We start from the raw sequence: 23403 nt of genomic DNA, 5'->3' as shown, positions 1-23403 counted from the left end.
GTCGTGGCGCCGGCGCCCTATGAGGAGCAGCAGTCTTGCGCGAGTTCAGCCTTCCGGCTTTGTACGAGGTCCCTGCGGACGGCAACCTGACCGACATCGTCCGCAGAAACGCCGCGCAGCACCCGGACGTCGCCGTCATCGCCCGCAAGGTCGATGGGGTGTGGCAGGACGTCACGGCCACGGTGTTCCTGGCCGAGGTGCACGCCGCCGCCAGGGGGCTGATCGCCTCCGGGGTCCAGCCCGGCGACCGGGTGGGCCTGATGTCCCGCACCCGGTACGAGTGGACGCTGCTGGACTTCGCGATCTGGAGCGCGGGCGCGGTCACCGTGCCCGTGTACGAGACCAGCTCCCCCGAGCAGGTCCAGTGGATCCTGTCCGACTCGGGCGCCACCGCCTGCATCACCGAGCTGGACGGACACACGGCCGCCGTGGAGTCGGTGCGCGAGAAGGTGCCCGCCCTCAAGCACGTCTGGCAGATCGAGGCCGGCGGTGTGGAGGAGCTGGGGCGGCTGGGCAAGGACGTCTCCGCCGCGACGGTGGAGGAGCGCAGCTCCCTGGCGAAGGCGGACGACCCGGCCACCATCGTCTACACCTCGGGCACCACGGGCCGTCCCAAGGGCTGCGTCCTCACCCACCGCAGCTTCTTCGCCGAGTGCGGCAACGTCGTCGAGCGGCTGCGTCCGCTGTTCCGCACGGGCGAGTGCTCGGTGCTGCTCTTCCTGCCGCTCGCGCACGTCTTCGGCCGCCTGGTGCAGATCGCCCCGATGATGGCGCCGATCAAGCTGGGCTGCGTGCCGGACATCAAGAACCTCACCGACGAACTGGCCGCGTTCCGGCCGACGCTGATCCTCGGCGTGCCGCGGGTCTTCGAGAAGGTGTACAACTCGGCGCGGGCCAAGGCGCAGGCCGACGGCAAGGGCAAGATCTTCGACAGGGCAGCGGACACCGCGATCGCCTACAGCAAGGCGCTGGGCGGGCCGACCGGTCCGTCGTTCGGCCTGAAGCTCAAGCACAAGGTGTTCGACAAGCTGGTCTACAGCAAGCTGCGCGCGGTCCTCGGCGGGCGCGGCGAGTACGCCATCTCCGGCGGCGCCCCGCTCGGCGAGCGCCTCGGCCACTTCTTCCGCGGCATCGGCTTCACCGTCCTGGAGGGCTACGGTCTGACCGAGTCCTGCGCGGCCACCGCGTTCAACCCCTGGGACCGGCAGAAGATCGGCACGGTCGGCCAGCCGCTGCCGGGGTCCGTGGTGCGGATCGCGGACGACGGCGAGGTGCTGCTCCACGGCGACCACCTGTTCAAGGAGTACTGGAACAACCCGCGGGCCACCGCGGAGGCGCTGGCCGACGGCTGGTTCCACACCGGCGACATCGGCACCCTGGACGAGGACGGGTACCTGCGGATCACCGGCCGCAAGAAGGAGATCATCGTCACCGCCGGCGGCAAGAACGTCGCCCCGGCCGTGATCGAGGACCGCATCCGCGCGCACGCGCTGGTCGCGGAGTGCATGGTGGTCGGCGACGGCCGGCCGTTCGTGGGCGCGCTCGTCACCATCGACGAGGAGTTCCTGGGCCGCTGGGCCGCCGAGCACGGCAAGCCGGCGGGCTCCACGGCGGCGTCGCTGTGCGACGACCCGGACCTGATCGCCGCCATCCAGTCGGCCGTCGACGACGGCAACACCGCGGTGTCGAAGGCGGAGTCGGTGCGCAAGTTCCGCATCCTGCCGACCCAGTTCACCGAGGAGGCGGGCCACATCACGCCGTCGCTGAAGCTGAAGCGCAACGTGGTGGCGAACGACTTCGCGCACGAGATCGAGGCGATCTACGCCAAGTAGCCGGCCGCCGCGCCCCGGCCGTCCCGGACGCCGCGCCGACGGCGGCCTCTCCCCGACGGTCGGCGGCTCGCGGCGTCCGACGGCGACCGTCGGGGCCGTCCACGCCGGTCCGGGCACCCGCCCGGCGTGCCGGCGGCGGTTGTCACCCCGAGAACCGCGCACCTGACGGGCGAACGCCGCCCGCCGCGGCACTCGGCAGGCGGGGCGAAGCCGCCTGCACCGACGGCAGCGCCCCGCAGGGGCGCGGGAACGGCACGGCCAGCCACGACGGTGCCGTCCGGCAGGCGTCCTACCGCGGCACGTGCGGCACAGCGGTCACAGCAGCGACCGCAGCCTCTCCGCCAGCAGGTCCCAGCGCCACTTCTCCTCGACCCACCTGCGGCCCCGCTCCCCCATCCGGCGGCGCAGTTCGGCGTCGCCGAGAAGGGCGACGACGCGGTCGGCCGTCTCCTCGGCGGAGCCGCCGCGGACCACCCAGCCGGTCTCGCCGTCCAGGACGGCGTCGGGGGCGCCGCCGGAGTCACCGGCGACGACCGGCAGGCCGGTCGCGGACGCCTCCAGGTAGACGATGCCGAGGCCCTCGACGTCCAGGCCGCCGCGGCGGGTGCGGCACGGCATGGCGAAGACGTCCCCGGCGCCGTAGTGCGCGGGCAGCTCCGGCCAGGGCACCGGGCCGGTGAAGTGGACGGAGCCGGCGACACCGGTCTCCGCGGCCAGCCGCCGCAGGTCCTTCCCGTAGGGGCCGCCGCCCACGATCAGCAGAACGGTGTCCGGCTCGGCGGCCAGGATCCGCGGCATCGCCCGGATCAGCGTGTCCTGGCCCTTGCGGCGGACCAGCCGGGAGACGCACACGACGACCGGACGGTCGGCGAGCCCGAGGCGGGCACGGACCTCGTCACCGCCGGAGGCGGGATGGAAGGTCTTCTCGTCCACGCCCGGCGGCAGCTGCACCATCCGCGCGGCGGCGTCCGGCGTCAGCGCGGTCGCGATCCGCGAGCGGGTGTACTCGCCGAGGTAGGTGATCGTGTCCGTGGCGTCGCCGATCCGGCGCAGCAGCTGCCGGGCGGCGGGCAGTTGCGCCCAGCCGGCCTCGTGCCCGTGGGTGGTGGCGACGATCCGCGCGGCGCCGGCCCGGCGCAGGGCCGGGGCCATCAGCCCGAGGGGTGCCGCGGCCCCGAACCACACCGAGCTGCACCCGTGCTCGCGCAGCAGTCCCACGGCCCGCCGGGTCGCGGCGGGCGTCGGCAGCAGCATGGTCGTGCGGTCCCGCACGACGGTGAAGGGCTGCTCGGCGTCGAAGGCGGCGGTGGCGGCGGCGCCCTCGCGGCCGTGCTTCCAGGTGGAGGCGTAGACGACCAGGCCGGAGGGGTCCAGGCGCAGCGCCATGTTGTGCAGGAACGCCTGGATGCCACCCGGGCGGGGCGGGAAGTCGTTGGTCACGATCAGGGTCTTGTGCATCGCCGCCGACCCTACCGAACCGCCCCGGCGGGGGCCTGTGGCACGCACACAGGCGGGCGCGACATCATGTTCCTCTGACACGGGAACGGCGCGGGCACCGAACGGCAGGGGATCTGGTGAAGACGACGGTGGCGAGACGACCGCGGCTGTGGCTGCTGCTGGGGGTCTGGGCCGCGACCCGCGCGTTCCTGCTGCTCTCGGTCTTCGGGGCGGTCGTGTTCCCGGGCCCGGATGTCACCAGCGACGTGTCGGTGATCTACCAGGGCTGGTACGAGGTCCTGCGCACCGGGACGTTCCCGCTGGACGACGTCACCTGGCAGTACCCGCCCGCCGCGGCGCTGGCGGTGCTCTCCCCTGCCCTGCTGCCGTTCCTGGGCTACACGCAGTCCTTCTTCGTGCTGGCGTGCGTCGCCGACCTGGCGGCCCTCGTCCTGCTGCTGTACGCGGGGCTGCGGCCCGGTCGCCGGCTCGCCGGGGCCTGGGTGTGGACGGTGGGGGTGCCGCTGCTCGGGCCGACGGTGTACGCCCGCTACGACGTGATGGTGACCGCCGTCGCGATCGCCGCGCTGCTGGCCGCCGCCCGGCATCCGAGGGTGATGGGCGCGCTGGCGGGCTTCGGGGCGATGCTGAAGGTCTGGCCGGTGCTGCTGCTGATCGGCGTGCGGCGGCGCTCCTCGTGGACGGCGGCCGTGGTGGCGGTGGCCGTGCTGGCGGCGATGTTCTCGCTGGCCATGCCGGGCGGGTTCGCCTTCCTGACCTTCCAGCGGGACCGGGGCACCGAGGTGGAGTCGCTGGGCGCGCTCGTCTTCCACGTGGCCCGGCACCACGGCTGGGACGGGCAGGTGCTGCTCAACTACGGCTCGGTGGAGTTCCTCGGCCCGTATGTCGGCCTGGTCTCCACCGTCGCCCTGTTCCTGACCGGGGCCGCCTTCGCCTGGCTGCTGCTGTGGCGGCTGGCGGCGACGCGGTTCGGCCCGTGCACGGCGGCGGACGCCGCCTTCACCGCCGTCCTGATGTTCACCGTGACCAGCAGGGTGATCAGCCCGCAGTACCTGGTGTGGCTGGTGGGGCTGGCCGCGGTGTGCCTGTGCCACCGGGCGACGCGGATGCGGTGGCCGGCCGGGCTGGTGCTCGCGGCGTCCCTGGTGACGGTGCTGGAGTTCCCGGTCTGGTTCGCCCATGTCGTCGCCAGCGACCTGCTCGGCGTCACCCTGCTGGTGCTGCGCAACGGCCTGCTGGTGGCCGCCGCGGTCACGGCGGCCGTGCGGTTGTGGCGCGCGACGGTGCCAGGCGGGGCGGGGGACCCGGCGCCCGCTCAGCCGGAACGCACCGGGCACACACCGGTCTCCTCCTGACGCCGGGCTGCCTCCCGCGGCAGCAGCGCCGCCGCGGTCCCGCCCTGCGCGGCCATGGCGAGCGCCAGCGCCAGGCAGATGCCGGGCAGGCCGAGGGCCGACAGGGCGGCGGCGAGCGGGAGCTGGAGGGCGGTGCCGGCCAGGGTCACGCGCAGCAGCAGGGGCGCTCCGCCGCTTCCCTCGAAGACCCCGCCGAGGGCGATGAAGCAGGCCATGAGCAGCAGGTAGGGCCCGATGCAGCGGAGGAGGAGCACCCCCTCGTGGGCGACGGCGGGCCCGGCGCCGAAGGCGGCCATGATCCAGGGTGCGGCGGCGGCGAGCAGTCCGGTGGCGACGAGGCCGACGGTTCCGGAGACCAGTACGGCCTGCCGGGCGATCGCGCGCCGGGCGTCGGTGCCGGCGCCGCGGGTGTGCGCGGTGTGGAGCGCGGCGGCCTGGCGCACCGCGTAGAAGGCCATGGTCGCCCCGTACATCACCTTGCAGGCGATCGCGTACGCCGCCACCGCCGGAACGCCGATCCGCGCCACGATCGCGACGAGGACCAGCGCGCCGCCCTGCCGCACGGTGAAGTCGGCCGCCATGGGCAGCCCGGTGCGCCAGGTGGCGGCGACGGACCGGGCGGCGGGCTGCCGGGCGGCGGTCCGCAGCAGCGTGTTGCGGCGCAGGGCCACCAGCCCGGCCGCCAGGGCGACGGACCGGCACAGCACGGTGGAGGCTGCGGCGCCGGGGACGCCGTGGAGGGCGATGAGGAAGGGGTCGCAGAGCAGGATCAGGCCGTTGGCCAGCAGGGCGAGCCGCATAGGGGTACGGGTGTCGCCGGCGCCCTTGAGCAGACCGTCGACGAGTTGCTGGACGAAGAAGACCGCCATGCCCGGCAGTGATATCGCGAGGTAGGCGACGGCGAGGGGCAACGCGGGGCCGTCGTGCCGCCCCAGCACCAGGTGTGCCAGCGGCTCCCGCAGCAGCAGGCCGCCGACCACCACGACCGGTGTGACCAGCGCGCACAGCGCCCATCCGCCGCGTACGGCGGCCCGCGCGGCGGCCGGGTCCCGGGCGCCCCGGGCGTGCGCGACCAGCACGGTCGTGCCGGAGGCGAACACCATGGCCACCCCGAGCAGCACGTTCTCGGTGTTGGTGGCGACGGCGACGGCGGCCACGGCGGGACTGCCCAGCCGGGAGACCCAGACGGTGTTGATGATCCCGGCGGCCACGGAGGACAGCAGGGAGAGGTAGACGGGACGGGCGAGCGCGACGAGTCGCCTGCGGTGGGCGTTCATGCCGGGACCCCCTGGATCAGCACGGAAGCGATACCTCGATTCGAGGTAGCTCGATAAGAGGTACCATGGGGGTCGGGTGTCCGCAAGGAGGAACGAGGAGCAACGAAGTGCTGGAACTGTCGATCCTGGGCTTCCTGGCCGAGCAGCCGCTGCACGGCTACGAGCTGAAGGAGCGCATCAGGGCCCTGAGCGGCCATGTCCGGCCGGTCAGCGACGGCGCGCTGTATCCGGCGATCAAACGGCTGGTCGCGGCGGGCGCGCTCGACGAACGCACGGAGGAGGGCGCGAGCGCCGCCCCGCGGCGGGTGCTGTCCCTGACCGGGGCCGGGCGGGAGGACCTCCTGCGGCGGCTGCGGCAGCCCAAGCCGGTGGAGATCAGCGACCAGGTGCGCTTCAACACGGTCCTGGCGTTCCTGCGGCACCTGCCCGAACCGCGGGAGCAGGCGGCGGTGCTGCGGCGGCGGCTGGAGTTCCTCCAGGAGCCGACGAGCTTCTTCTACCGGAACGGCGAGCCGGTGCCCGCCGAGGAGGCCGGCGACCTGTTCCGTCAGGGCCTGCTGCGGGTGGCCCGCGCGACCGGTGAGGCGGAGCGGGCGTGGCTGACGGAGGCCATCGCCGAGCTGGAGCAGGGCGCCTGAGCCGCCCGCCCGCCCGGTCCCCCGCGTCCCGGTCCCCCGACCGTGCCGTGGCGCGCCACCGAGCGAACCGGTCTTCCACGAGCCGGGGGGCGTCCGGGCGCACGGAGATCGCCCACCCGGCTGGTCGTCCGGCAGAGCACCGCCGGAACCCGGCCCGGCTGGGGGATCAGCCCAGCTGCTCCCCCAGGTACGCGCGCCACTGCGCGGTGAACTCCTCGATGGTGGTCCCGAGCACCCTCCGCAGCGCGTCCTCGACCGCGCCGTCCCGCTGCCGGTGCGCGCCCACCGCCCGGTAGAACTCCCCCAGCCGCGCCTCGCCCCACCGCTCCGCGATCATCCGGCACGCCAGCCAGCCGCCCTCGTAGGCCTGCGCCAGCTCCTGCGCGTCCCCCAGGAAGCCGAAGTCCCCGTCGGCGGGCAGCCCGGCCGGGACGCGGCCCGCGGCCACCGCGCGCGCCAGCTCCGGCGCCGCCTGGGCAGGGGGGCGGCCGCTGCCGCGGTACCCGGCCCAGTCGGCGTAGCCCTCCGACAGCCACAGCGGGGTGGCCGCCGTGGTGGCGCGGCGGGTGGCGACATGCGTGGTCTCGTGGGTGAGCACGACCTGCCGGCCCAGCGAGCCGAGCATCCCGTAGGCGTCGGGGTTGACGATGACCCGGTCCGCGGGCGCCTTCGCGGGGGCACCGGTCTCCCCGGTCGTGACCGCCGCGATGCCCCGGTAGGAGGAGGCGGGCGAGCCGAGCAGACCCGCCATGCCCTCCAGCGACTTCGGCACGAGCACCACGACGCTGCGGCTCCAGTCGGTGCCCCAGGCGTCCGACACGGCGGGCACCGCACGGTCGGCCAGGCCGGCGTAGGACCTGAGTTCCGTGCCGCTCCGCCCGACGCCCAGGACGAGGCTGTGCGCGCCGCGCACGACGGTGACCTCCCCCTGGTCCCACAGCTGCTGCCCGGCCTTTCCCGCGGGCCGGTCCGTGGCCACGGACCACTGTCCGTCCGCACCCCGGGTCAGCCGCAGGGTGCGGCCGACCACGACGGGGGCGCTGTCGTAACCGCGCAGGCGGTAGCGCAGGTCGGCGTCGGCCGTCGCGCTGTCCGCGCCGGCGCCGCGGTGCACGGCGGTGACCCGGTACTCCCACTGTTCGAACGGCACCCGGCGCAGCTCGGTGTACCCGTCGCGGGCACCGGTCCGGTCGTAGGCCGCCTCGTCGTGGCCGAGGACGGCCGCCGCCCGCCGGTCCAGCAGCCGCTGCACGTCGGCCCGCACCGTGTCGGTGGCGGGCCGTCCGCCGCATCCCGCGAGCAGGACGAGCAGCAGACACAGCCCTGCCACCGGGGATCTCCCTGCCCGCCGTCGACCAGCCATCCTTCCGATCGTACGGCGAACGGCGCCGGTCAGACCCGGGTCACCGACGAGACGGGCATCATGCCCACCGGGTCGTAACGCACCGGCGCACCCGGGTAGGGGGCGTGGATCACCTGGCCGTTTCCCACGTACATGCCCACGTGGCTGGCGTCGGAGCGGTACACGACGAGGTCACCGGGGCGGGCCTGGGAGAGCGGGACGTGCCGGCCGGCGTGCCGCTGGGCCTGGGAGGTGCGCGGCAGGGCGACGCCGGCCTGCGCGTACGACCACTGCATCAGGCCCGAGCAGTCGAAGCCGGACGGGCCGCTGGCGCCCCACACGTACGGCTTGCCGAGCGCGGAGCGCGCCGCGGCGACGGCGGCCGCCGCCCGGCCGGAGGCGGGGACGGTGCCGGTGGGGACGGGCAGGCCGGTGCGACCGGACCGGGAGACCCGGTCGTAGGCGGCGCGCTCGCGGGGTGCCAGGGCGTTGAGCAGACGGCGCGCCTCGGCGAGCTTGTGCTCGACGGTCCTCTTGTGCCGGGCGACAGCCCTGCGGCTGTGCTCCAGGTCCCTCAGGGTCCGGGCTGCCTCGGACCGCTCTTGGGCGAGTGCGCGCATCGCCTTCTGCAGTTCGGCGAGCTCGCCGGCCTGACGGGTGGTGATCCGGTCGAGGACGGAGGCCTTGTCGAGGTAGTCGTCCGGGTCGTCGGAGAACAGCAGTGCCACGGACGGGTCGAGGCCGCCGGAGCGGTACTGGGCACCCGCGAGCGAACCGAGCGCCTCTCGCATGGTGTTGATGCGGTCCTGCCGGCGGGCGATCCGGTCCTGCGCGGTGAGGACCTCCGCGCGCAGCGCGTCGGCCCGCTCGTCGGCCTTGTTGTAGGCCTCGGTGGCCTGTTCGGCCTCCTCGTAGAGGCGGTCCACCTCGGCCCGGGTGTCGTCGTGCGGCGCTGCCGCGGCGGGCACGGCCGGTACGGCGGCCAGGACAGCGGCTGTGGCCGACAGCAGACCCAGGGCGGCCGAGGCGCCCTTGTCGAACCCTGATGGTGCGAGACGGCGATGGGAGCCCACGGGGAGCCGCACTCCTTCCGCTGGGGGACGGGGACTTCCCCCGTGCCGGGGCGGGCGGTGGCGCGTCCCGGTGGTGGGGGAAACGCGGCAGACAGTAGCCCCGCGACCGGGCACCGGCCAAAGACCTCCGCGACCACGCACGGTGACGCCCCGCCGCTGACGCAGGTCACCGGCGGGGCGCGGAGCAGAAGCGCGTCCTGGCGATTCGCCCGTTCGGGCGGTGTGCCGTGTTGATCTTGAGGGGGCGGTCTCAGATCCGGACGCCGAACTGGAACGGCATGTTGTTGATCGACTCGTAGCGCACGACGGTCCCGGTGCGCGGGGCGTGCAGGACCTGGCCGTTGCCGGCGTAGAAGCCGACGTGGTGCTGGTCGCCGTAGAAGATGACCAGGTCACCGACGTGGAGCTGCGACTGGCTGTAGATCCGGGTGCCGGCGCCGGCCTGCGCCTGGGAGGTGCGCGGTATGGAGACGCCCGCCTGGGCGTACGCCCAGCTGGTCAGGCCCGAGCAGTCGAAGGAGGACGGGCCGGAGGCGCCGTAGACGTACGGCGAGCCGATCTTGCTCTGGGCGGCCTGGAAGGCGGCCATGGCCCGGCTGGAGCCGGCGGTGGCGCCGCTGAGGTCGACGCGGGCCGTGGACGAGCGGCTGGCGCGCGCCTGCTCCGCGGCCAGGGAGGCCTTCTCGGCGGCCGTCAGGGAGTTGAGGAGCTTCTGCGCCTCGGCGAGCTTGGCCTGGACTTCCTGCTTCTTCTTGCCGAGTTCGGTCCGGGTGGCGGCGAGGTCCTTCAGCTTCTCGGAGGCCTCGGACCGCTCCTGGGCGAGCTCGCGCTGCTTCTCCTGGATCTTCTTCAGCGCCTCCACCTGCTGGGCGCTGAGCTGGTCCATGGTGGACGCCTTGTCCAGGTAGTCGTCCGGGTCGGAGGACAGGAACAGCTGGACGGAGGAGTCGATGGTGCCCGTGCGGTACTGGGCGGCGGCGGCCATGCCTATGGAGTCGCGGAGCTCGTTGAGGTCCTCCTGGCCGCGGGCGACGTTGTCCTGGATCGTGGAGATCTCCTTCTGGAGCTTCTCCTGCTTCTCCTTGGCGCCGTTGTACTTCTCGGTGGCCTGTTCGGCCTCCTCGTACAGCTTGTCGACCTTCGCCTTGACCTCGTCCTTGGTCGGCTTCTCGCTGGGCGCGGCGTTGGCGGCCTGAGCGCTGAAGGCGACGGCGGCGGCTGCTGCGGTGGTCAGCACGGTCACGCGTGCGCGACTCGGCTGCTTGGGTCGACGGTGGGACGCCACGGAGGCGAACTCCTTCTTGAGAGTGATCACCCGTTCGGAGGTTCGAGGCCCGACCCTAGTGACCCATCTGTGATCAGTTCAAATCCTCACCACAAAAAACTCTGTGCCCAGGCGTTTTTTTGCCCTCAACTCACGCCAAGTGATATGCGATTGACCCAACGTCGCACACCGGATCACATCAATTCGGACATCGGATGCGCGTGTTGGACCTTCAGGACAGTCGCTTCAGGAGTACCGCAGAAGCCACGGGCCGGGCACCGGCCCGGGCGACCCCGTCGGCCACCTCCCGGTCGGTGGAGGCGACGATGACGGGCCGGCCGGGCGGCTCGGCGCGCACCAGCTGGCGGATCAGCTCGTCGGCGGTGACCCCGGGCTTGGAGAACAGCACCCGCACTCCGCGCGGCGGCGCCAGCAGCACCGGCGCGGCCAGCTCCGCGCCGTCGAAGACACAGGTGACCTCGGCGCCGGTCTGCGCGGCGAGCGCGGAGAGCTGCCCGAGCAGCCTCAGCCGCTGCTTCTCCAGCGGCATCTGCGGATAGCCGGTCTTGGTGACGTTGTAGCCGTCGACGACGAGATGCGCCTGCGGCAGCGCCAGCAACTGGTCCAGGATCGCGGGGTCGTGCTCCGACAGCGCGCGGGCGGCGATGTCCTTGGGCGTCATCCGGCCCGGCTCCACGGCGTCCACGGTCTCCGCGGGCCGTACGGACACCGGGGGCAGCGCCAGCTCCCGGCGCAGACCCTGCGTGGCGTCCAGAAGGGTGTCCAGGAGCAGACGGACGCGCATGTCCTCGACACTGCGCCCCTCCCGCACTGCTCTGCGCGTGGCCTCCAGAGCGGCCTCCGTCTCCCCGAGACGCGCCTTGAGCCGCCGCGACTCGCTCTCGGCGGCCGAGATCTGGGCCTGCGTCTCCGTGCGCACCGCCTCCGTCTCCGCGTGCGCCTTGCGCAGGGCGGCCTCGCCGCGCTTGACGTCGCTCAGGGCCGCGCGCAGCTTGCGGTGAAGCGATTCGGCTTCCTTCTTCGCCGTGTCCAGCTCGGTGCGCAGCTGCTCCGTCTCGGCGCGGGTGTGCTCGCGGGCCTGGGCGAGCTGCTCGCGCAACCGCTCCAGTTCGGCGCGGCTCTCCTCGTCGGCGCGTTCGGCGTCGGCGCGCTGCGCCTCCTCGCCGGCCGCGGTCACCAGCTTCGCCCAGCCGGTGGGCCTCAGCACATAGGCCGCGGACGCCACGTCGAGCGGATCCGCGGCCGGGGGCGGCGCGCCGGAGTCGAGGGCGCCGGCCAGTTCCGGCTGGGCCTCTCTGAACTTCTCCCCGACGCGCTGCCGGAACAGCGGATCGGTCTCCAGGGCCGCCGCCATCGCGTTCCCGGCGAACTTGGCCCGCCGGTTCGGGGCGAAGCGGGCGTACTGCCGCAACTGCGCGGGCAGTTCATTGAGGGTCAGGCCGCCGAAGGCGTCCGAGACGATCTGGACGACCCTGCGGCGCACACCGTCGGGCAGCGGACGGTCGAACACCTCAGCGGCGCCGTCGCCCGGCCCCCCGCCTGTGGTCTCCACCATCCGTCACCTCATCACCTGTCGTGCCCGATCCCGCGCGGGATCACCTGTCACGAGGCCGGCGGCCCGCTCCGTCAGGAGTCGGCACCCGGCCTGTCCACCAGCTCCACCTGGTCCACGGCGTTGCACCAGCGACACCGCACGGACTCGATGGTCTCACTGACCACCTCGCGCTCCTCGACCTTCGGCTCACCGGCCAGGTCGAGGTGGACGTACTCGACGACCTTCGACGAGCGGGTGACGTCGAAGCGGGTGAGGTTGCCGCAGAGCGTGCAGCGCCATCGCGTCGTGGCGGTCGGCAGGGGAACCGTCATCGTGGCTGTTCGCTTTCTTCCAGTGTCCGTGACGCACCGGACTCCCCGGTGCACGTGGCTCGTAACCCTACGGCCTGGCGGCAACCCGCCGCTGGTCCGTCCACGGCGGCGAGGCGATCCGTACGGGTGCCTCCCGTTACGTCATGATCTGTTCGTGATCGGCTACTGGAACGGCCCCCTGGGCCAAGCGATCCGGCGCCCCGCGGCACCGGTGACGTACGGACTGATCGCCCTGTGCTGCCTGATCTTCGTGATCGGCCCGGCCTCGGGCCTGAACCCGGTCTACGGCACCGGCGACGCGCTGGTCGCCGCGCAGCGGGCCTACTTCCGCCGCTGGGGCGTCGTACCGGCCGAGCTGTTCGAGGGCTCCGCGGGATCGGCTCTCACGCCCGCCACGGCGCTGTTCGTCCACGGCAGCTGGGTGCACCTGCTGGGCAACATGCTCTTCCTCCTCGTCTTCGGGGTGATGACCGAGGAACGGATGGGACGGGTGCAGTTCATTCTCTTCTACCTGGGCTGCGGCTACCTCGCCCTGCTGGGCTACGCAGCCGCCAACGCCGGATCGGAGCAGTCGCTGGTGGGCGCCTCCGGCGCGATCTCGGCGGTCCTCGGCGCGTTCCTGTACCTGTTCCCCCGAGCCCGGGTCACCAGTCTCCTGCCCTTCCTCCTCTTCCTCCCGCTGCGCTTCCCCGCCTGGGTCGTCCTGCCCTTCTGGGCGACCCTGCAATGGCTGGCGGCCGGGCGGGCTCCGGCGGGCCCGGGTGTGGCCTACCTGGCCCACCTGGTGGGCTTCGGACTGGGCCTGGCTTACGCGTGGGCCCGGTTCCACCGCCCGGCTAGAGTGAAACCCGCCCCCGCTCCGGCTCCCGAGGGAGAGAACCAGCCGTGATCACCGCGATCGTCCTCATCAAGACCAGCGTGGACCGGATCCCCGAGATCGCCGAGCAGATCGCGTCGCTGGACAGCGTCAGCGAGGTGTTCTCGGTGACCGGCACCTACGACCTCATCGCGATGGTCAGGGTCCAGCGGCACGACGACCTCGCCGACGTGATCCCGGGACGCATCAGCAGGATCCCGGGTGTGGAGGCGACGGACACGCACGTCGCCTTCCGGACGTACTCGCAGCACGACCTGGAGGCCGCGTTCGCCATCGGGCTGGACTCCTGACCGACCCGGCGCGCAGTGCGCGCCGGGTCGGTCAGGGGTCATCCCCCCGCCGGGACGCGTCCGCCGTCCGCCGTGCGGTGGGTGCCCCGGGGGCCGCGCCCGACCAGCTCCTTCACGGCCGTGACGAACCGCTCGACGTGCTCGTCCGGGGTTCCCGCACCGAAGCTGACGCGGACGGCCTGGAGGGCGGTCCCGTCCGGTGCGGTACCGGCGGCGCCGCACTCCCCCCGCGCCCGGCGGTCGCCGCCGAGGAGGGTGCGGACCAGGGGGTGGGCACAGAACAGGCCGGCGCGGACGCCGATGCCGTACTCGGCGGAGAGGGCCGCGGCGAGGTCGGAGCCGCTCCAGCCGTCGACGACGAACGAGAGCACCCCGACGCGCGGGGCGCCGTCGCCGAACAGGGACAGGACCTTCGCCCCGGGCACCGCCGCGAGCCCTTCCCGCACCTTGGCGAGCAGGTACCGCTCCCGGGCGACCAGGTCGTCCCAGCCGGCCTCCGTGAGCGCCCTGCAGGCCGATGCGACGGCATGGGCACCGATGACGTTGGGCGACCCCGCCTCGTGGCGTGCGGCGCTCTCGTGCCACTCCACCTCCACTCCCCCGTCGGGGCGCCGCGTCACCGTCCGGCTGGCGCCCCCGCCCGCGAGGTACGGCTCGGCCGCGCGCAGCCAGTCGGCACGGCCGGCCAGCACTCCGGAGCCGAAGGGGGCGTACAGCTTGTGCCCGGAGAAGGCCACCCAGTCGACGTCGAGGTCGCGGACGCTGACCGGGTGGTGCGGAGCCAGCTGGGCGGCGTCCAGGACGATGCGGGCGCCGTGCGCGTGGGCGGCGGCGGCCAGTTCGCGCACCGGCCACAGCTCGCCGGTGACGTTGGAGGCGCCGGTGACGCAGACCAGGGCCGGGCCGTGCGGGTCGCGGTCGGCGAGCGCCCGTTCCAGGGTCTCCACGGCCAGCTGCGGGGTGCACGGCGCATCGAGGCAGGTGACCTGCGCGTCCCGCCAGGGCAGCAGCGCGGCGTGGTGCTCGGTCTCGAAGACGAAGACGCGGCAGCCGGCCGGGAGCGCGCGGGCCAGCAGGTTCAGGGAGTCGGTGGTGGATCGGGTGAAGACCACCTGGTCCCCGGCACGGCAGTCCAGGAACTCGGCGACCGTGGTACGCGCGTTCTCGAACAGGCCGGTGGAGAGCTGGGAGAGGTGCCCGGCGCCGCGGTGGACGCTGCCGTAGTACGGCGCGTACGCGGCGACGTCGTCCCAGACCCGCTGGAGCGCGGGCGCGCTCGCCGCGTAGTCGAGCGCGGCGTAGGTGGTCTCGCCCCCGGTGACGAGCGGGACGGTGACGTCGCGGCCGAGCACGGGCAGCGCTTCCGGAACGTCGCGGCAGAAGGTCTTCTCGACGGCAGCGGTGGAGACGGACATGGCTCAACTCCGGTGAGGCAGGCGGGATCCTCCCCCGCGAGCACCGGCCCGCGCGGCAGGGGCGCGGGCACACGGCTCCAGCGGGGGTGGTGAAGGGGGAAGAGGATGCGGAGGCGGGGCTCGGCGGCCCTAGCGCATTCGCTTGCTCACGGAGGACACTCCCTCGAACGACCCAGGACCCCTGGTTCCGCGAGGGGTCCGCGCTTGCCGCGGACCTTGCTGTCCGCGACCTGGTCCTCACCCGGGGCACCCCGCCACGGACGGAGGGTTGCCGGACAGCCGGCCGGGGCCGAAAGGCTGTCACTCGTGACCTGTTCAGGAACGTACGCGAAGTGATCGCGGTCCCGCAACCCGTGTCCGGATCGCGGGACCGCTGCAGCCGGTGTCAGGCGTTGCTGGCGGCCACCCAGCGTTCCAGGGTCCGCCGGGCGGCCCCGGAGTCGATCGACTCGGCCGCCTTCGCCATCCCCGCCCGGATCCCGTCCACCAGCGGGCCGTCGACGGGCTCCAGGGCGACCAGGGCCGCGGCCGAGTTCAGCAGGACGGCGTCCCGGACGGGGCCGCGCTCGCCGTCCAGCAGACGGCGGGCGACCTCCGCGTTGTACGCGGCGTCGGCGCCGCGCAGCGCCTCCACCGGGACGACGTCGAGGCCGACGTCCCGCGGGTCGAAGACCTCCTCGCGGACCTTGCCGTCCCGGACGACCCAGACCCGGGAGGTGGAGGTGGTGGTCAGTTCGTCCAGGCCGTCGTCACCGCGGAAGACGAGGGAGGAATTGCCGCGTTCGGCGAAGACGCCGGCCACGATCGGGGCCATGCGCAGGTCGGCGACGCCGACCGCCTGTGCCTTCACCTTCGCCGGGTTGGTCAGCGGGCCGAGGAAGTTGAAGGTGGTGCGGATGCCCAACTGGCCGCGTGCGGCGGCCACGTGACGCAGCGCCGGATGGAACTTCACCGCGAAGCAGAAGGTGATCCCGGCCTCCTCGGCGACCTGGGCCACGCGCTGCGGTGTCAGTTCCAGGTTGACGCCGAGCTTCTCCAGCACGTCCGAGGCGCCGGACGCCGAGGACGCCGCCCGGTTGCCGTGCTTGACGACCTTGGCGCCGGTGCCGGCGACCACGATCGAGGACATGGTGGAGATGTTCACCGTCTTGGCGCCGTCGCCTCCGGTGCCGACGATGTCGACCGTCGTCCCCGGCACGTCGATCACGTTGGCGTGCTCGTACATCGCCCGGACCAGGCCGGTGATCTCCTCGACGGTCTCGCCCTTGGCGCGCAGGGCCACCGCGAACCCGGCGATCTGGGCGTCGGTCGCCTCGCCGCGCATGATCCGGTCCATCGCCCAGGCCGTCGCGTCGGCGCTCTGGTCACGGCCGTCGAGCAGGGCGTTCAGCACCTCGGGCCAGGAACGGCCCGCCGCGGTGTCGCCTCCAGCGGGGGTCACAGCGCTCATCAGCCGCTCCTAGTGCGTACCGGTACGGGCTCTGCGGGATCCGCAGAGGTCTCGGACCTTTCCTTGGTCCTGTCGTGGTCGTGGGGTCCGTCGGGGGTGTCCCGGGGTTCGGCGTGCGGCCGCGTCACGGCACTGTGCGGACCCTCGTACCCACCCTATCGACCCCGCGGCACGGCGAAGGGCCCCGTCCGCAGACCGGACGGGGCCCTTCGCCGTGGCGTGGCTGACGCAAACGATCAGTGGTGGCCGTGGCCGCTCGTGATCTCCTTGTACTCCTCGACGGTCGGCTTCGGAATCTGGGCCTCCTCGCCGAAGTACGCGTCGCTCAGCTTGGCGCGCAGCTTCTCGGAGCCCTTGACCTTGCGCTCGACGCCGTTGTCGTCGACCGTCGGGCCGATCTCGAGCGGCTGGTACTGCTCGTGCGCGGTCAGGGTGTGCAGCTGCTCCTGGCTGAGCGGCTCGTGGACCTCGATGAACTCACCGTGCGGCAGGCGCTTGATGGTGCCGGTCTCGCGACCGTGCAGCACCTTCTCCCGGTCGCGGCGCTGGAGGCCGAGGCAGATCCGCTTGGTGATCAGGAAGCCCAGGACCGGGCCGACGAAGACGAAGATCCGGACGAACCACGTCACCGCGTTGATCGACAGGTGGAAGTGGGTGGCCCACAGGTCGTTGCCACCGCCGATCAGCAGGGTCAGGTACACCGTCATCCACGCGACGCCGAGGCCGGTGCGGGTCGGGGCGTTGCGCGGGCGGTCCAGGATGTGGTGCTCGCGCTTGTCACCGGTGACCCAGGCCTCGATGAACGGGTAGACCGCGATCGCCACCAGGACCAGCGGGAAGATCACCAGCGGGATGAACACGCCCAGGACGAGCGTGTGACCCCAGAAGTTGACCTCCCAGCCCGGCATGAACCGGATCAGGCCTTCGGAGAAGCCCATGTACCAGTCGGGCTGGGCGCCGGTGGACACCTGGTCCGGACGGTAGGGGCCCATGGCCCAGATCGGGTTGATCTGGGCGATCGCGGAGAGGACCGCGATGGCACCGAAGACCAGGAAGAAGAAGCCGCCGGCCTTCGCCATGTACACCGGCAGCAGCGGCATGCCGACGACGTTCTTGTTCGACTTGCCGGGGCCCGCGAACTGGGTGTGCTTGTGGTAGAAGACCAGGATCAGGTGGGCCACCATCAGGCCCAGCATGATGCCCGGCAGCAGCAGGATGTGGATCGAGTAGAAGCGGGCCACGAAGTCGCCGCCCGGGAACTCGCCGCCGAAGAGGAAGAACGACAGGTACGTGCCGACGATCGGCACGGACAGGATCGCGCCCTCCATGAAGCGGACACCGGTGCCCGAGAGCAGGTCGTCCGGGAGCGAGTAGCCGGTGAACCCGGTGAACATGCCCAGGACGAACAGCAGGAAGCCGAACAGCCAGTTGATCTCACGCGGCTTGCGGAACGCGCCGGTGAAGAACACGCGCATCATGTGCACGAACATGCCGGCGAGGAAGATCAGCGCGGCCCAGTGGTGGATCTGCCGGATGAGCAGGCCACCGCGCACGTCGAAGGAGATGTGCAGGGTCGAGTTGAACGCCTCGGACATCAGCTGTCCCTGGAGCGGGACGTACGAGCCGTGGTACTCCACCTCGTTCATCGACGGGTGGAAGAACAGCGTCAGGTAGACACCCGTCAGGATGATGATGATGAAGCTGTACATGCACACTTCGCCCAACATGAACGACCAGTGGTCGGGGAAGATCTTGCGCATGTTGGCCTTGGCCAGGGAGTAGATCCCGAGCCTGCCGTCGGCCCAGTCGGCGACACGCTCGCCGGCCGGCGCCTTCCCGCGCGAGCGGGAATCGGTGCTGGTTGTCGTGCTCATCCGCGCTCCCAGAATGCAGGACCGACAGGCTCTGCGAAGTCGCCGAGCGCCTCCAGGTAGCCCTCGTCGTTCACGCCGATCCGCAGCTGCGGCAGGGCGTGACCGGCGGGACCGAAGATCACGCGGGCACCGTCGGACAGGTCGAAGGTGGACTGGTGGCAGGGGCACAGCACGTGGTGGGTCTGCTGCTCGTACAGCGAGATCGGGCACCCGACGTGGGTGCAGATCTTGGAGTACGCCACGATGCCCTCGTGCGACCACTCGAGCTCGCGCTTGTCCTTGATGTTCTCCGGCTGGAGCCGGACGATCATCAGGGCCGCCTTGGCGATCTCGGTCTGGAACTCCTCGTCGTCCTCCTCCAGGCCCTCGGGCTTGGCGAAGGTGAGCGAGCCGACGGCGACGTCCTCGGGACGCAGCGGCTCGTTCGTGTTCATGTTGACCAGCAGCTTGCCCTTGGACCACAGGGTGTGCCGCAGCTTCGTGCCGGGCAGCGGGCCGAGGTCGCGCAGCAGGAACAGACCCGACAGCGGGACCAGGGTCAGCGCGCCGAGCATCGTGTTGCGGATCAGCTTGCGACGGCCGATCGCCGACTCCTTGGCGCCCTGCTTGAAGTCCTCGTGGACCTTGGCCCGGACGTCGGGAGCGGCCTCGATGGCGTGCCGCTCGTCGGCGACCTCCTCGTCCGACATCAGGGTGCGGGCCCAGTGGACCGCGCCCGCGCCGATGCAGAACAGCGCCGTGCCGAGGGTCAGGCCGAGCGCGAAGTTCATCGCGCTGATGTGCCCGATCGGGAAGACGAAGATCGACTTGTCGTTCGGGATCGCGACGTACGAGGCGATGAAGCCGAGGGTGGCCAGCATCGACACCGTGAACAGCAGGGCGACGACGCGCTCGGACCGCTTGGCGGCCCGCTCGTCGATGTCCTGGATCCGGGGCTCGTGGGGCGGCAGGCCCGGGTCGGCGAACGGGTTCTTCTCGTCCGCCACGCTTACCGCGCCGTGCGCGTGGTCCTGCTCTGCGGGCAGGTTCTCTTCTGGAATGTCTTGGCTACTCATGACTTCTTGGCCTTTGCGGTCCGAGCGGCGACCCAGACGGCGACCGCGATCAGAGCACCGAGACCGAAGATCCAGGCGAACAGGCCCTCGCTGACCGGACCGAGGCCGCCCAGCTCCAGACCACCCGGGTTCTCCGTCTCACTGCTGTCGACCGCGTGCAGGTACGCGATGATGTCCTTCTTGTTCTGCTCCGACATGGTGGTGTCGGGGAACGACGGCATGTTCTGCGGGCCGGTCTGCATGGCCTCGTAGATGTGCTTCGGGTCCACACCCTCAAGGGTCGGGGCGAACTTGCCCCTGGTCAGGGCACCGCCCTTGCCGGTGAAGTTGTGGCACTGCGCGCAGTTGGTGCGGAACAGCTCACCGCCCTTGGCGATGTCGGCACCCTCGGCGCCGTACTGCTCCTTGGTCGGGACGGCCGGACCGGCGCCGAGCGAGGCCACGAACGCGGCCAGCTGGTCGATCTCGGCCTGCGAGTACTGCACCCTCTTCCGCGGGGCCTGGGCGCCCTGCGAGGTGGCCGCGGGCATGCGGCCGGTGCCGACCTGGAAGTCGACGGCCGCGGCACCCACGCCGACCAGGCTCGGGCCGTCGGAGGTGCCCTGACCGCCGGTGCCGTGACAGCTGGCGCAGCCGACGGCGAAGAGCTTCTTGCCCTCTTCGATGGCGAGGGACTGGGCGGTTTCATCGGCCTGCGCCTTGCTCGCGGGCGCGAACGCGGCGTACAGCCCCCCGGTGGCCGCCAGCGCGAGGAGTAGGACGACGACCGCCGCCAGCGGATGGCGTCGTCGTGCGGAGAGCTTTTTCACGGATTACCCCGGTGTCAGGATCTTCTGCGTCGATGCTTCTGGTGGGTGCGTTGCGGGAACGCGCGGGGATCGGGCCCTGCTACTGGATCAGGTAGATCGTGGCGAACAGGCCGATCCAGACGACATCGACGAAGTGCCAGTAGTAGGACACGACGATGGCGGCGGTCGCCTGCTCGTGGGTGAACCTCTTGGCCGCGTAGGTACGGCCGAGGACCAGCAGGAAGGCGATGAGACCGCCCGTCACGTGCAGGCCGTGGAAGCCGGTGGTCAGGTAGAAGACCGAGCCGTAGGGGTCGGAGGAGAGCGAGATGCCGTCCTCCTTCACCAGCTCGGTGTACTCGAAGACCTGACCGCCGATGAAGATCGCACCCATGATGAAGGTGACGATGAACCAGCCCCGGAGCTTCTTCACGTCACCGCGCTCGGCGGCGAAGACGCCGAGCTGACAGGTGAGTGAGGAGAGCACCAGGATCGTGGTGTTCACGGAGGAGAACGGGACGTTCAGCGCATCCGCCATCTCCTTCCAGTGATCGGGACCCGTCACCGATCGCAGGGTGAAGTACATCGCGAAGAGGGCCGCGAAGAACATCAGCTCGGAACTCAGCCAGATGATGGTTCCGACACTGGTGAGGTTCGGCCGATTGACCGACGGGTGCGCGTGCCCGGTTTCTACTGTCGTTGCTGTCGCCACGACCGACATTATGTCGGTCGCTTATCCCGCCCTCACCCTGGGGGGTCCCGTTCGGAGTGTCTTGGCCGTTCATACCGGTGTTGACGTGGTGTTCAAGGGAGTAGCATCCGGCCCATCGGGCTTGTCCCCACGACGCTGACGTCTCGGAGGAACCATGCAGCCGACCGCCACCGTGCTGGTCTACAGCGACGACTCCAACACGCGGGAGCAGGTGCGGTTGGCCTGCGGCCGGAGGCCGGCCCCGGACGTGCCGACGGTGGAGTTCGTGGAGTGCGCGACACCCGAAGCGGTGGTGCGGGAGCTGGACCGGGGCGGGATCGACGTCTGCGTCCTGGACGGTGAGGCGGTGCCCATGGGCGGTATGGGGCTGTGCCGGCAGATCAAGGACGAGGTGTTCCGGTGCCCGCCGGTGCTGCTGCTGATGGGCCGGCCGCAGGATGCGTGGCTGGCCACCTGGAGCCGGGCGGACGCGGCGGTGACGCTGCCGGTGGATCCGGTGGAGTTCGCCACGGCCCTGGCGTCCCTGCTGCGGCAGCAGCGCCTGGCCAGCGCCTGAGCGGTCCGCCGGCCGCGCCGCGGCGGGCCGCCGGTGGTCCGCCGGTGGTCCGCTGCTCCGCCGTGATCGGTGGTGCACGGGCCCGGCGTCCCGCGGGAGCGCGGAGCGCCGTCGGGGGCGGGGCCCTTCCCGCCAGGTGCCGCGGTCGCGGTGGCCCGGATGCCGCTGCCGCACGGCGCCGCGGCACGGTGGGTGCTGTTCTCGCGGCCTTCCGGTCCCCTGGGGGACTCGGCGCCGTCGAGGCGCCGTCACACGCTCTGCGGCCTCAGTCTGGCCTCCTGGGCCTGGCTCGGCGCGTTCGCCGTGCCCGGCGTCAGCGCGCTGCCCTGACGCCACTTCGTCCAGGTGAGGTTCCAGTCGCCGAAGCCGTTGCCGAACGGCTCCATCGTGTCACCGTTGCTGTTGACGACCTGGACGATGTCGCCCTCGCGGACGTGCTCGAAGAACCATTCGGCGTTGGAGGTACTCATTCCGGTGCAGCCGTGGCTGACGTTGGCGTAGCCCTGGGATCCCACGGACCAGGGGGCAGCGTGGACGTACTCCCCGCTCCAGGTGACGCGAGTCGCCCAGTAGACGGGCAGGTCGTAGGAGTCCGCGCTGCCGGCGGCTATGCCGATGCTGGTGCTGCGCATGCGGACGAACTGCTCCTTGCCCAGGACCACCTTGACACCGTTGCGGGTCTCGAAGCCGGGCTTGCCGGTGGTGACGGGGAACTCGTTGACCTCCTCGCCGTTCTTGTAGAGGGTCAGCGAGTGCGAGGCGGCGTCCGTCACGGCGATGACGCGGTCGCCCGTCTGCAGTTCGAGCGGCTTGGACGTGCCGCCCCAGAGGCTGTCGCCGATCTTGATGCCGTCCAGGTTGCTGCGGACGCTGATGGTGGCGTGCGCGGGCCAGTACTCCTTGGGCCGGTAGTGGAGTTCCTTGTCGTCGACCCAGTGCCAGGCGCCCTCCACGGACGGCAGCGAGTCGACCTTCAGCGCGCGTTCGACGATCGCGCGCTGCCGGGGGTCCTTGACCGGCTTGCTCAGCTCGGCCGTGACGGGCTGTCCGACGCCGTAGGTGCCGGCCTTGGGGCCGAAGGCGACCGTGAGGGCCTTGTTGGCGGTGGGCTTGCCGGTGTCGAAGGTGAAGACCTTCCGGCCGGGGGCGCCGTCCTCGTCCTCGGTGCTGACCCGCACCGTGTAGTGGGCGTCGGCGGCCAGCGGCTCGGTGCTGTGCCATCGGGTGCCGTCGGCGGAGAGTTCGCCCGCGACGTAGCGTCCTGCGGCGTCCACGACGGTCACATCGGTGATGCGGCCGTCGGAGTCCTCCGAGGTGATCTCCAGGGGCTTGTCGGGGTCTGCCTTCTTCGCGTCGTCCGAGGGGCCGCTGAAGGCGATCTGGTCCGCCGCGTCGTAGGGGCGGGCGGAGAGCGGGTCGCCGTCCGAGCTGCAGGAGGCGACGCCCGCGCAGAGGGCGATCACCATCAGAGTGCAGCCGGCGACGGTGCGGGGGCGGGGGTGCGTGCTCATGACCTCACGCTAGGAAGCGAAGTCAAGCGCGGCGCGCCGGGTCACTCCTTGGAGGGACGCGGGCTACGGCGAACGGACACCGGCACTGCTGCAAACGCGTGAGCCCGGACGCTCCTTGCGGAGAGTCCGGGCTCGGCGCGGTTCAGCGTGTGCTACTGGGTGCGGTTCTCACCGCGGTAGTACTCGAAGACCCAGCCCCAGAGGCCGACCAGGATGATCGGCGCGGCGAAGTAGATCAGCCACCAGCCGATGGCGACGCTCAGGAAGGCGATGGCACCGCCGATGCCCAGCGCGAGCGGCTGCCAGCTGTGCGGGCTGAAGAACCCCAGCTCGCCCGCGTCGTCCGCGACGTCCGCCTCCTTGTTGTCCTGCGCACCGGTGTCGACCCGCTTGGCCGTGAAGCCGAGGTAGAAGCCGACCATGATGGACAGGCCGAAGGCCAGGAACAGGGCGGTCGTGCCGGCCGGCTCCTTGGACCACACGCCGTAGACGACCGCCATGGCGAGCAGGAAGACGCTCAGCCAGATGAACATCTTGCCCTGGATCTTCACTTGCCGGCCTCCTTGCCGCCGGAGAGGGCCTTGTCACCGTGGCCGGCGAGCGCGAGCTGCTCCAGCTCGGCGATCTCGGGGTGGTGCAGGTCGAACGCCGGGGATTCGCTGCGGATCCGCGGCAGGGTGAGGAAGTTGTGCCGCGGCGGCGGGCAGGAGGTCGCCCACTCCAGCGAACGGCCGTAGCCCCACGGGTCG

Annotated in this window: 21 protein-coding genes, 1 pseudogene and 1 riboswitch; of the genes and pseudogenes, 6 read left to right on the top strand and 16 right to left on the bottom strand. The window is 71.8% G+C overall.

Going from position 1 to position 23403, the window contains the following annotated elements:
* The first annotated feature begins 35 nt into the window (after positions 1-35).
* Positions 36-1832, top strand: a complete 1797-nt coding sequence (locus tag I3F54_RS25105) for a long-chain fatty acid--CoA ligase (protein WP_240121177.1) — start codon at positions 36-38, stop codon at positions 1830-1832.
* Positions 1833-2147: 315 nt separating this feature from the next.
* On the opposite strand, the gene I3F54_RS25100 is transcribed toward I3F54_RS25105, so the two are convergent.
* Positions 2148-3290, bottom strand: a complete 1143-nt coding sequence (locus I3F54_RS25100) for a glycosyltransferase family 4 protein (RefSeq protein WP_240121176.1) — start codon at positions 3288-3290, stop codon at positions 2148-2150.
* A gap of 116 nt (positions 3291-3406) precedes the next feature.
* Here I3F54_RS25100 and I3F54_RS25095 point away from each other — a divergent pair, with 116 nt between their 5' ends.
* Positions 3407-4645: a glycosyltransferase 87 family protein gene (locus I3F54_RS25095; RefSeq protein WP_240121175.1), complete on the top strand. Its 1239-nt coding sequence runs from the start codon at positions 3407-3409 to the stop codon at positions 4643-4645.
* Here I3F54_RS25095 and I3F54_RS25090 read toward each other — a convergent pair.
* Positions 4606-5922 (bottom strand): MATE family efflux transporter, encoded by a 1317-nt coding sequence (locus I3F54_RS25090; protein WP_240121174.1) that lies wholly within the window; start codon positions 5920-5922, stop codon positions 4606-4608. The genes I3F54_RS25095 and I3F54_RS25090 overlap by 40 nt on opposite strands.
* A gap of 107 nt (positions 5923-6029) precedes the next feature.
* Here I3F54_RS25090 and I3F54_RS25085 point away from each other — a divergent pair, with 107 nt between their 5' ends.
* A complete protein-coding gene (locus tag I3F54_RS25085) occupies positions 6030-6560 on the top strand; it encodes a PadR family transcriptional regulator (RefSeq protein ID WP_240121173.1) in 531 nt (176 codons plus the stop codon).
* A gap of 166 nt (positions 6561-6726) precedes the next feature.
* On the opposite strand, the gene I3F54_RS25080 is transcribed toward I3F54_RS25085, so the two are convergent.
* From I3F54_RS25080 to I3F54_RS25060, 5 genes are all read right to left on the bottom strand, one after another.
* Positions 6727-7923 (bottom strand): hypothetical protein, encoded by a 1197-nt coding sequence (locus I3F54_RS25080; RefSeq protein WP_240121172.1) that lies wholly within the window; start codon positions 7921-7923, stop codon positions 6727-6729.
* Between the two features lie 29 nt (positions 7924-7952).
* Positions 7953-8975 carry an NlpC/P60 family protein gene (locus I3F54_RS25075; protein WP_240121171.1) on the bottom strand — a complete coding sequence of 341 codons (1023 nt, stop codon included), beginning with the start codon at positions 8973-8975 and terminating at the stop codon, positions 7953-7955.
* 250 nt (positions 8976-9225) lie between these two features.
* Positions 9226-10260 (bottom strand): C40 family peptidase, encoded by a 1035-nt coding sequence (locus I3F54_RS25070; RefSeq protein ID WP_240121216.1) that lies wholly within the window; start codon positions 10258-10260, stop codon positions 9226-9228.
* Positions 10261-10471: 211 nt separating this feature from the next.
* Entirely contained in the window at positions 10472-11815 is a 1344-nt protein-coding gene (locus I3F54_RS25065) for an NYN domain-containing protein (RefSeq protein ID WP_240121170.1), read from the bottom strand.
* Between the two features lie 71 nt (positions 11816-11886).
* A complete protein-coding gene (locus tag I3F54_RS25060) occupies positions 11887-12126 on the bottom strand; it encodes a hypothetical protein (protein ID WP_009309707.1) in 240 nt (79 codons plus the stop codon).
* Positions 12127-12280: 154 nt separating this feature from the next.
* On the opposite strand from I3F54_RS25060, the gene I3F54_RS25055 reads away from it, so the two are divergent.
* Together I3F54_RS25055 and I3F54_RS25050 are read left to right on the top strand one after the other, a co-directional pair.
* A complete protein-coding gene (locus I3F54_RS25055; protein ID WP_240121169.1) occupies positions 12281-13015 on the top strand; it encodes a rhomboid family intramembrane serine protease in 735 nt (244 codons plus the stop codon).
* The gene (locus I3F54_RS25050; RefSeq protein WP_205385433.1) at positions 13012-13293 is read left to right on the top strand and encodes an Lrp/AsnC family transcriptional regulator; all 282 of its coding nucleotides are present in this window, start codon (positions 13012-13014) and stop codon (positions 13291-13293) included. The genes I3F54_RS25055 and I3F54_RS25050 overlap by 4 nt, the downstream gene beginning before the upstream one ends.
* 38 nt (positions 13294-13331) lie before the next feature.
* On the opposite strand, the gene I3F54_RS25045 is transcribed toward I3F54_RS25050, so the two are convergent.
* The 6 genes from I3F54_RS25045 to I3F54_RS25020 form a co-directional block, all read right to left on the bottom strand.
* Positions 13332-14708, bottom strand: coding sequence for an aminotransferase class V-fold PLP-dependent enzyme (locus I3F54_RS25045; protein WP_240121168.1), 1377 nt, complete (start codon positions 14706-14708; stop codon positions 13332-13334).
* Positions 14709-14903: 195 nt separating this feature from the next.
* A riboswitch (SAM riboswitch) is annotated at positions 14904-15020 on the bottom strand.
* 73 nt (positions 15021-15093) lie between these two features.
* The gene (gene trpD, locus I3F54_RS25040) at positions 15094-16158 is read right to left on the bottom strand and encodes an anthranilate phosphoribosyltransferase (protein WP_240121167.1); all 1065 of its coding nucleotides are present in this window, start codon (positions 16156-16158) and stop codon (positions 15094-15096) included.
* Positions 16159-16394: 236 nt separating this feature from the next.
* Complete coding sequence (locus I3F54_RS25035; protein WP_240121166.1) at positions 16395-18032, bottom strand: ubiquinol-cytochrome c reductase cytochrome b subunit; 1638 nt, start codon at positions 18030-18032, stop codon at positions 16395-16397.
* Positions 18029-19087, bottom strand: coding sequence for a ubiquinol-cytochrome c reductase iron-sulfur subunit (locus I3F54_RS25030; RefSeq protein WP_240121165.1), 1059 nt, complete (start codon positions 19085-19087; stop codon positions 18029-18031). Before I3F54_RS25030 ends, I3F54_RS25035 begins: the two co-directional genes overlap by 4 nt.
* A complete protein-coding gene (locus I3F54_RS25025; protein WP_240121164.1) occupies positions 19084-19896 on the bottom strand; it encodes a c-type cytochrome in 813 nt (270 codons plus the stop codon). The genes I3F54_RS25030 and I3F54_RS25025 overlap by 4 nt, the downstream gene beginning before the upstream one ends.
* A gap of 79 nt (positions 19897-19975) precedes the next feature.
* A complete protein-coding gene (locus tag I3F54_RS25020; protein ID WP_205385439.1) occupies positions 19976-20596 on the bottom strand; it encodes a heme-copper oxidase subunit III in 621 nt (206 codons plus the stop codon).
* A gap of 145 nt (positions 20597-20741) precedes the next feature.
* On the opposite strand from I3F54_RS25020, the gene I3F54_RS25015 reads away from it, so the two are divergent.
* Positions 20742-21143 carry a hypothetical protein gene (locus tag I3F54_RS25015; protein WP_240121163.1) on the top strand — a complete coding sequence of 134 codons (402 nt, stop codon included), beginning with the start codon at positions 20742-20744 and terminating at the stop codon, positions 21141-21143.
* Positions 21144-21391: 248 nt separating this feature from the next.
* Here I3F54_RS25015 and I3F54_RS25010 read toward each other — a convergent pair whose 3' ends face one another.
* The 3 genes and pseudogenes from I3F54_RS25010 to I3F54_RS25000 form a co-directional block, all read right to left on the bottom strand.
* Entirely contained in the window at positions 21392-22654 is a 1263-nt protein-coding gene (locus I3F54_RS25010; RefSeq protein WP_240121162.1) for an Ig-like domain-containing protein, read from the bottom strand.
* Positions 22655-22806: 152 nt separating this feature from the next.
* Entirely contained in the window at positions 22807-23205 is a 399-nt protein-coding gene (locus I3F54_RS25005; protein ID WP_240121161.1) for a cytochrome c oxidase subunit 4, read from the bottom strand.
* Positions 23202-23403: pseudogene (locus I3F54_RS25000) on the bottom strand (cytochrome ubiquinol oxidase subunit I); the annotation flags it as partial. The gene I3F54_RS25005 and the pseudogene I3F54_RS25000, both read right to left, overlap by 4 nt.

Source organism: Streptomyces sp. MUM 2J (genome assembly GCF_022414535.1).
In the GTDB taxonomy this organism is placed as follows: domain Bacteria; phylum Actinomycetota; class Actinomycetes; order Streptomycetales; family Streptomycetaceae; genus Streptomyces.
Note: the sequence above shows the minus strand (reverse complement) of the source record. Positions and strands in the feature narration are given on the sequence as shown.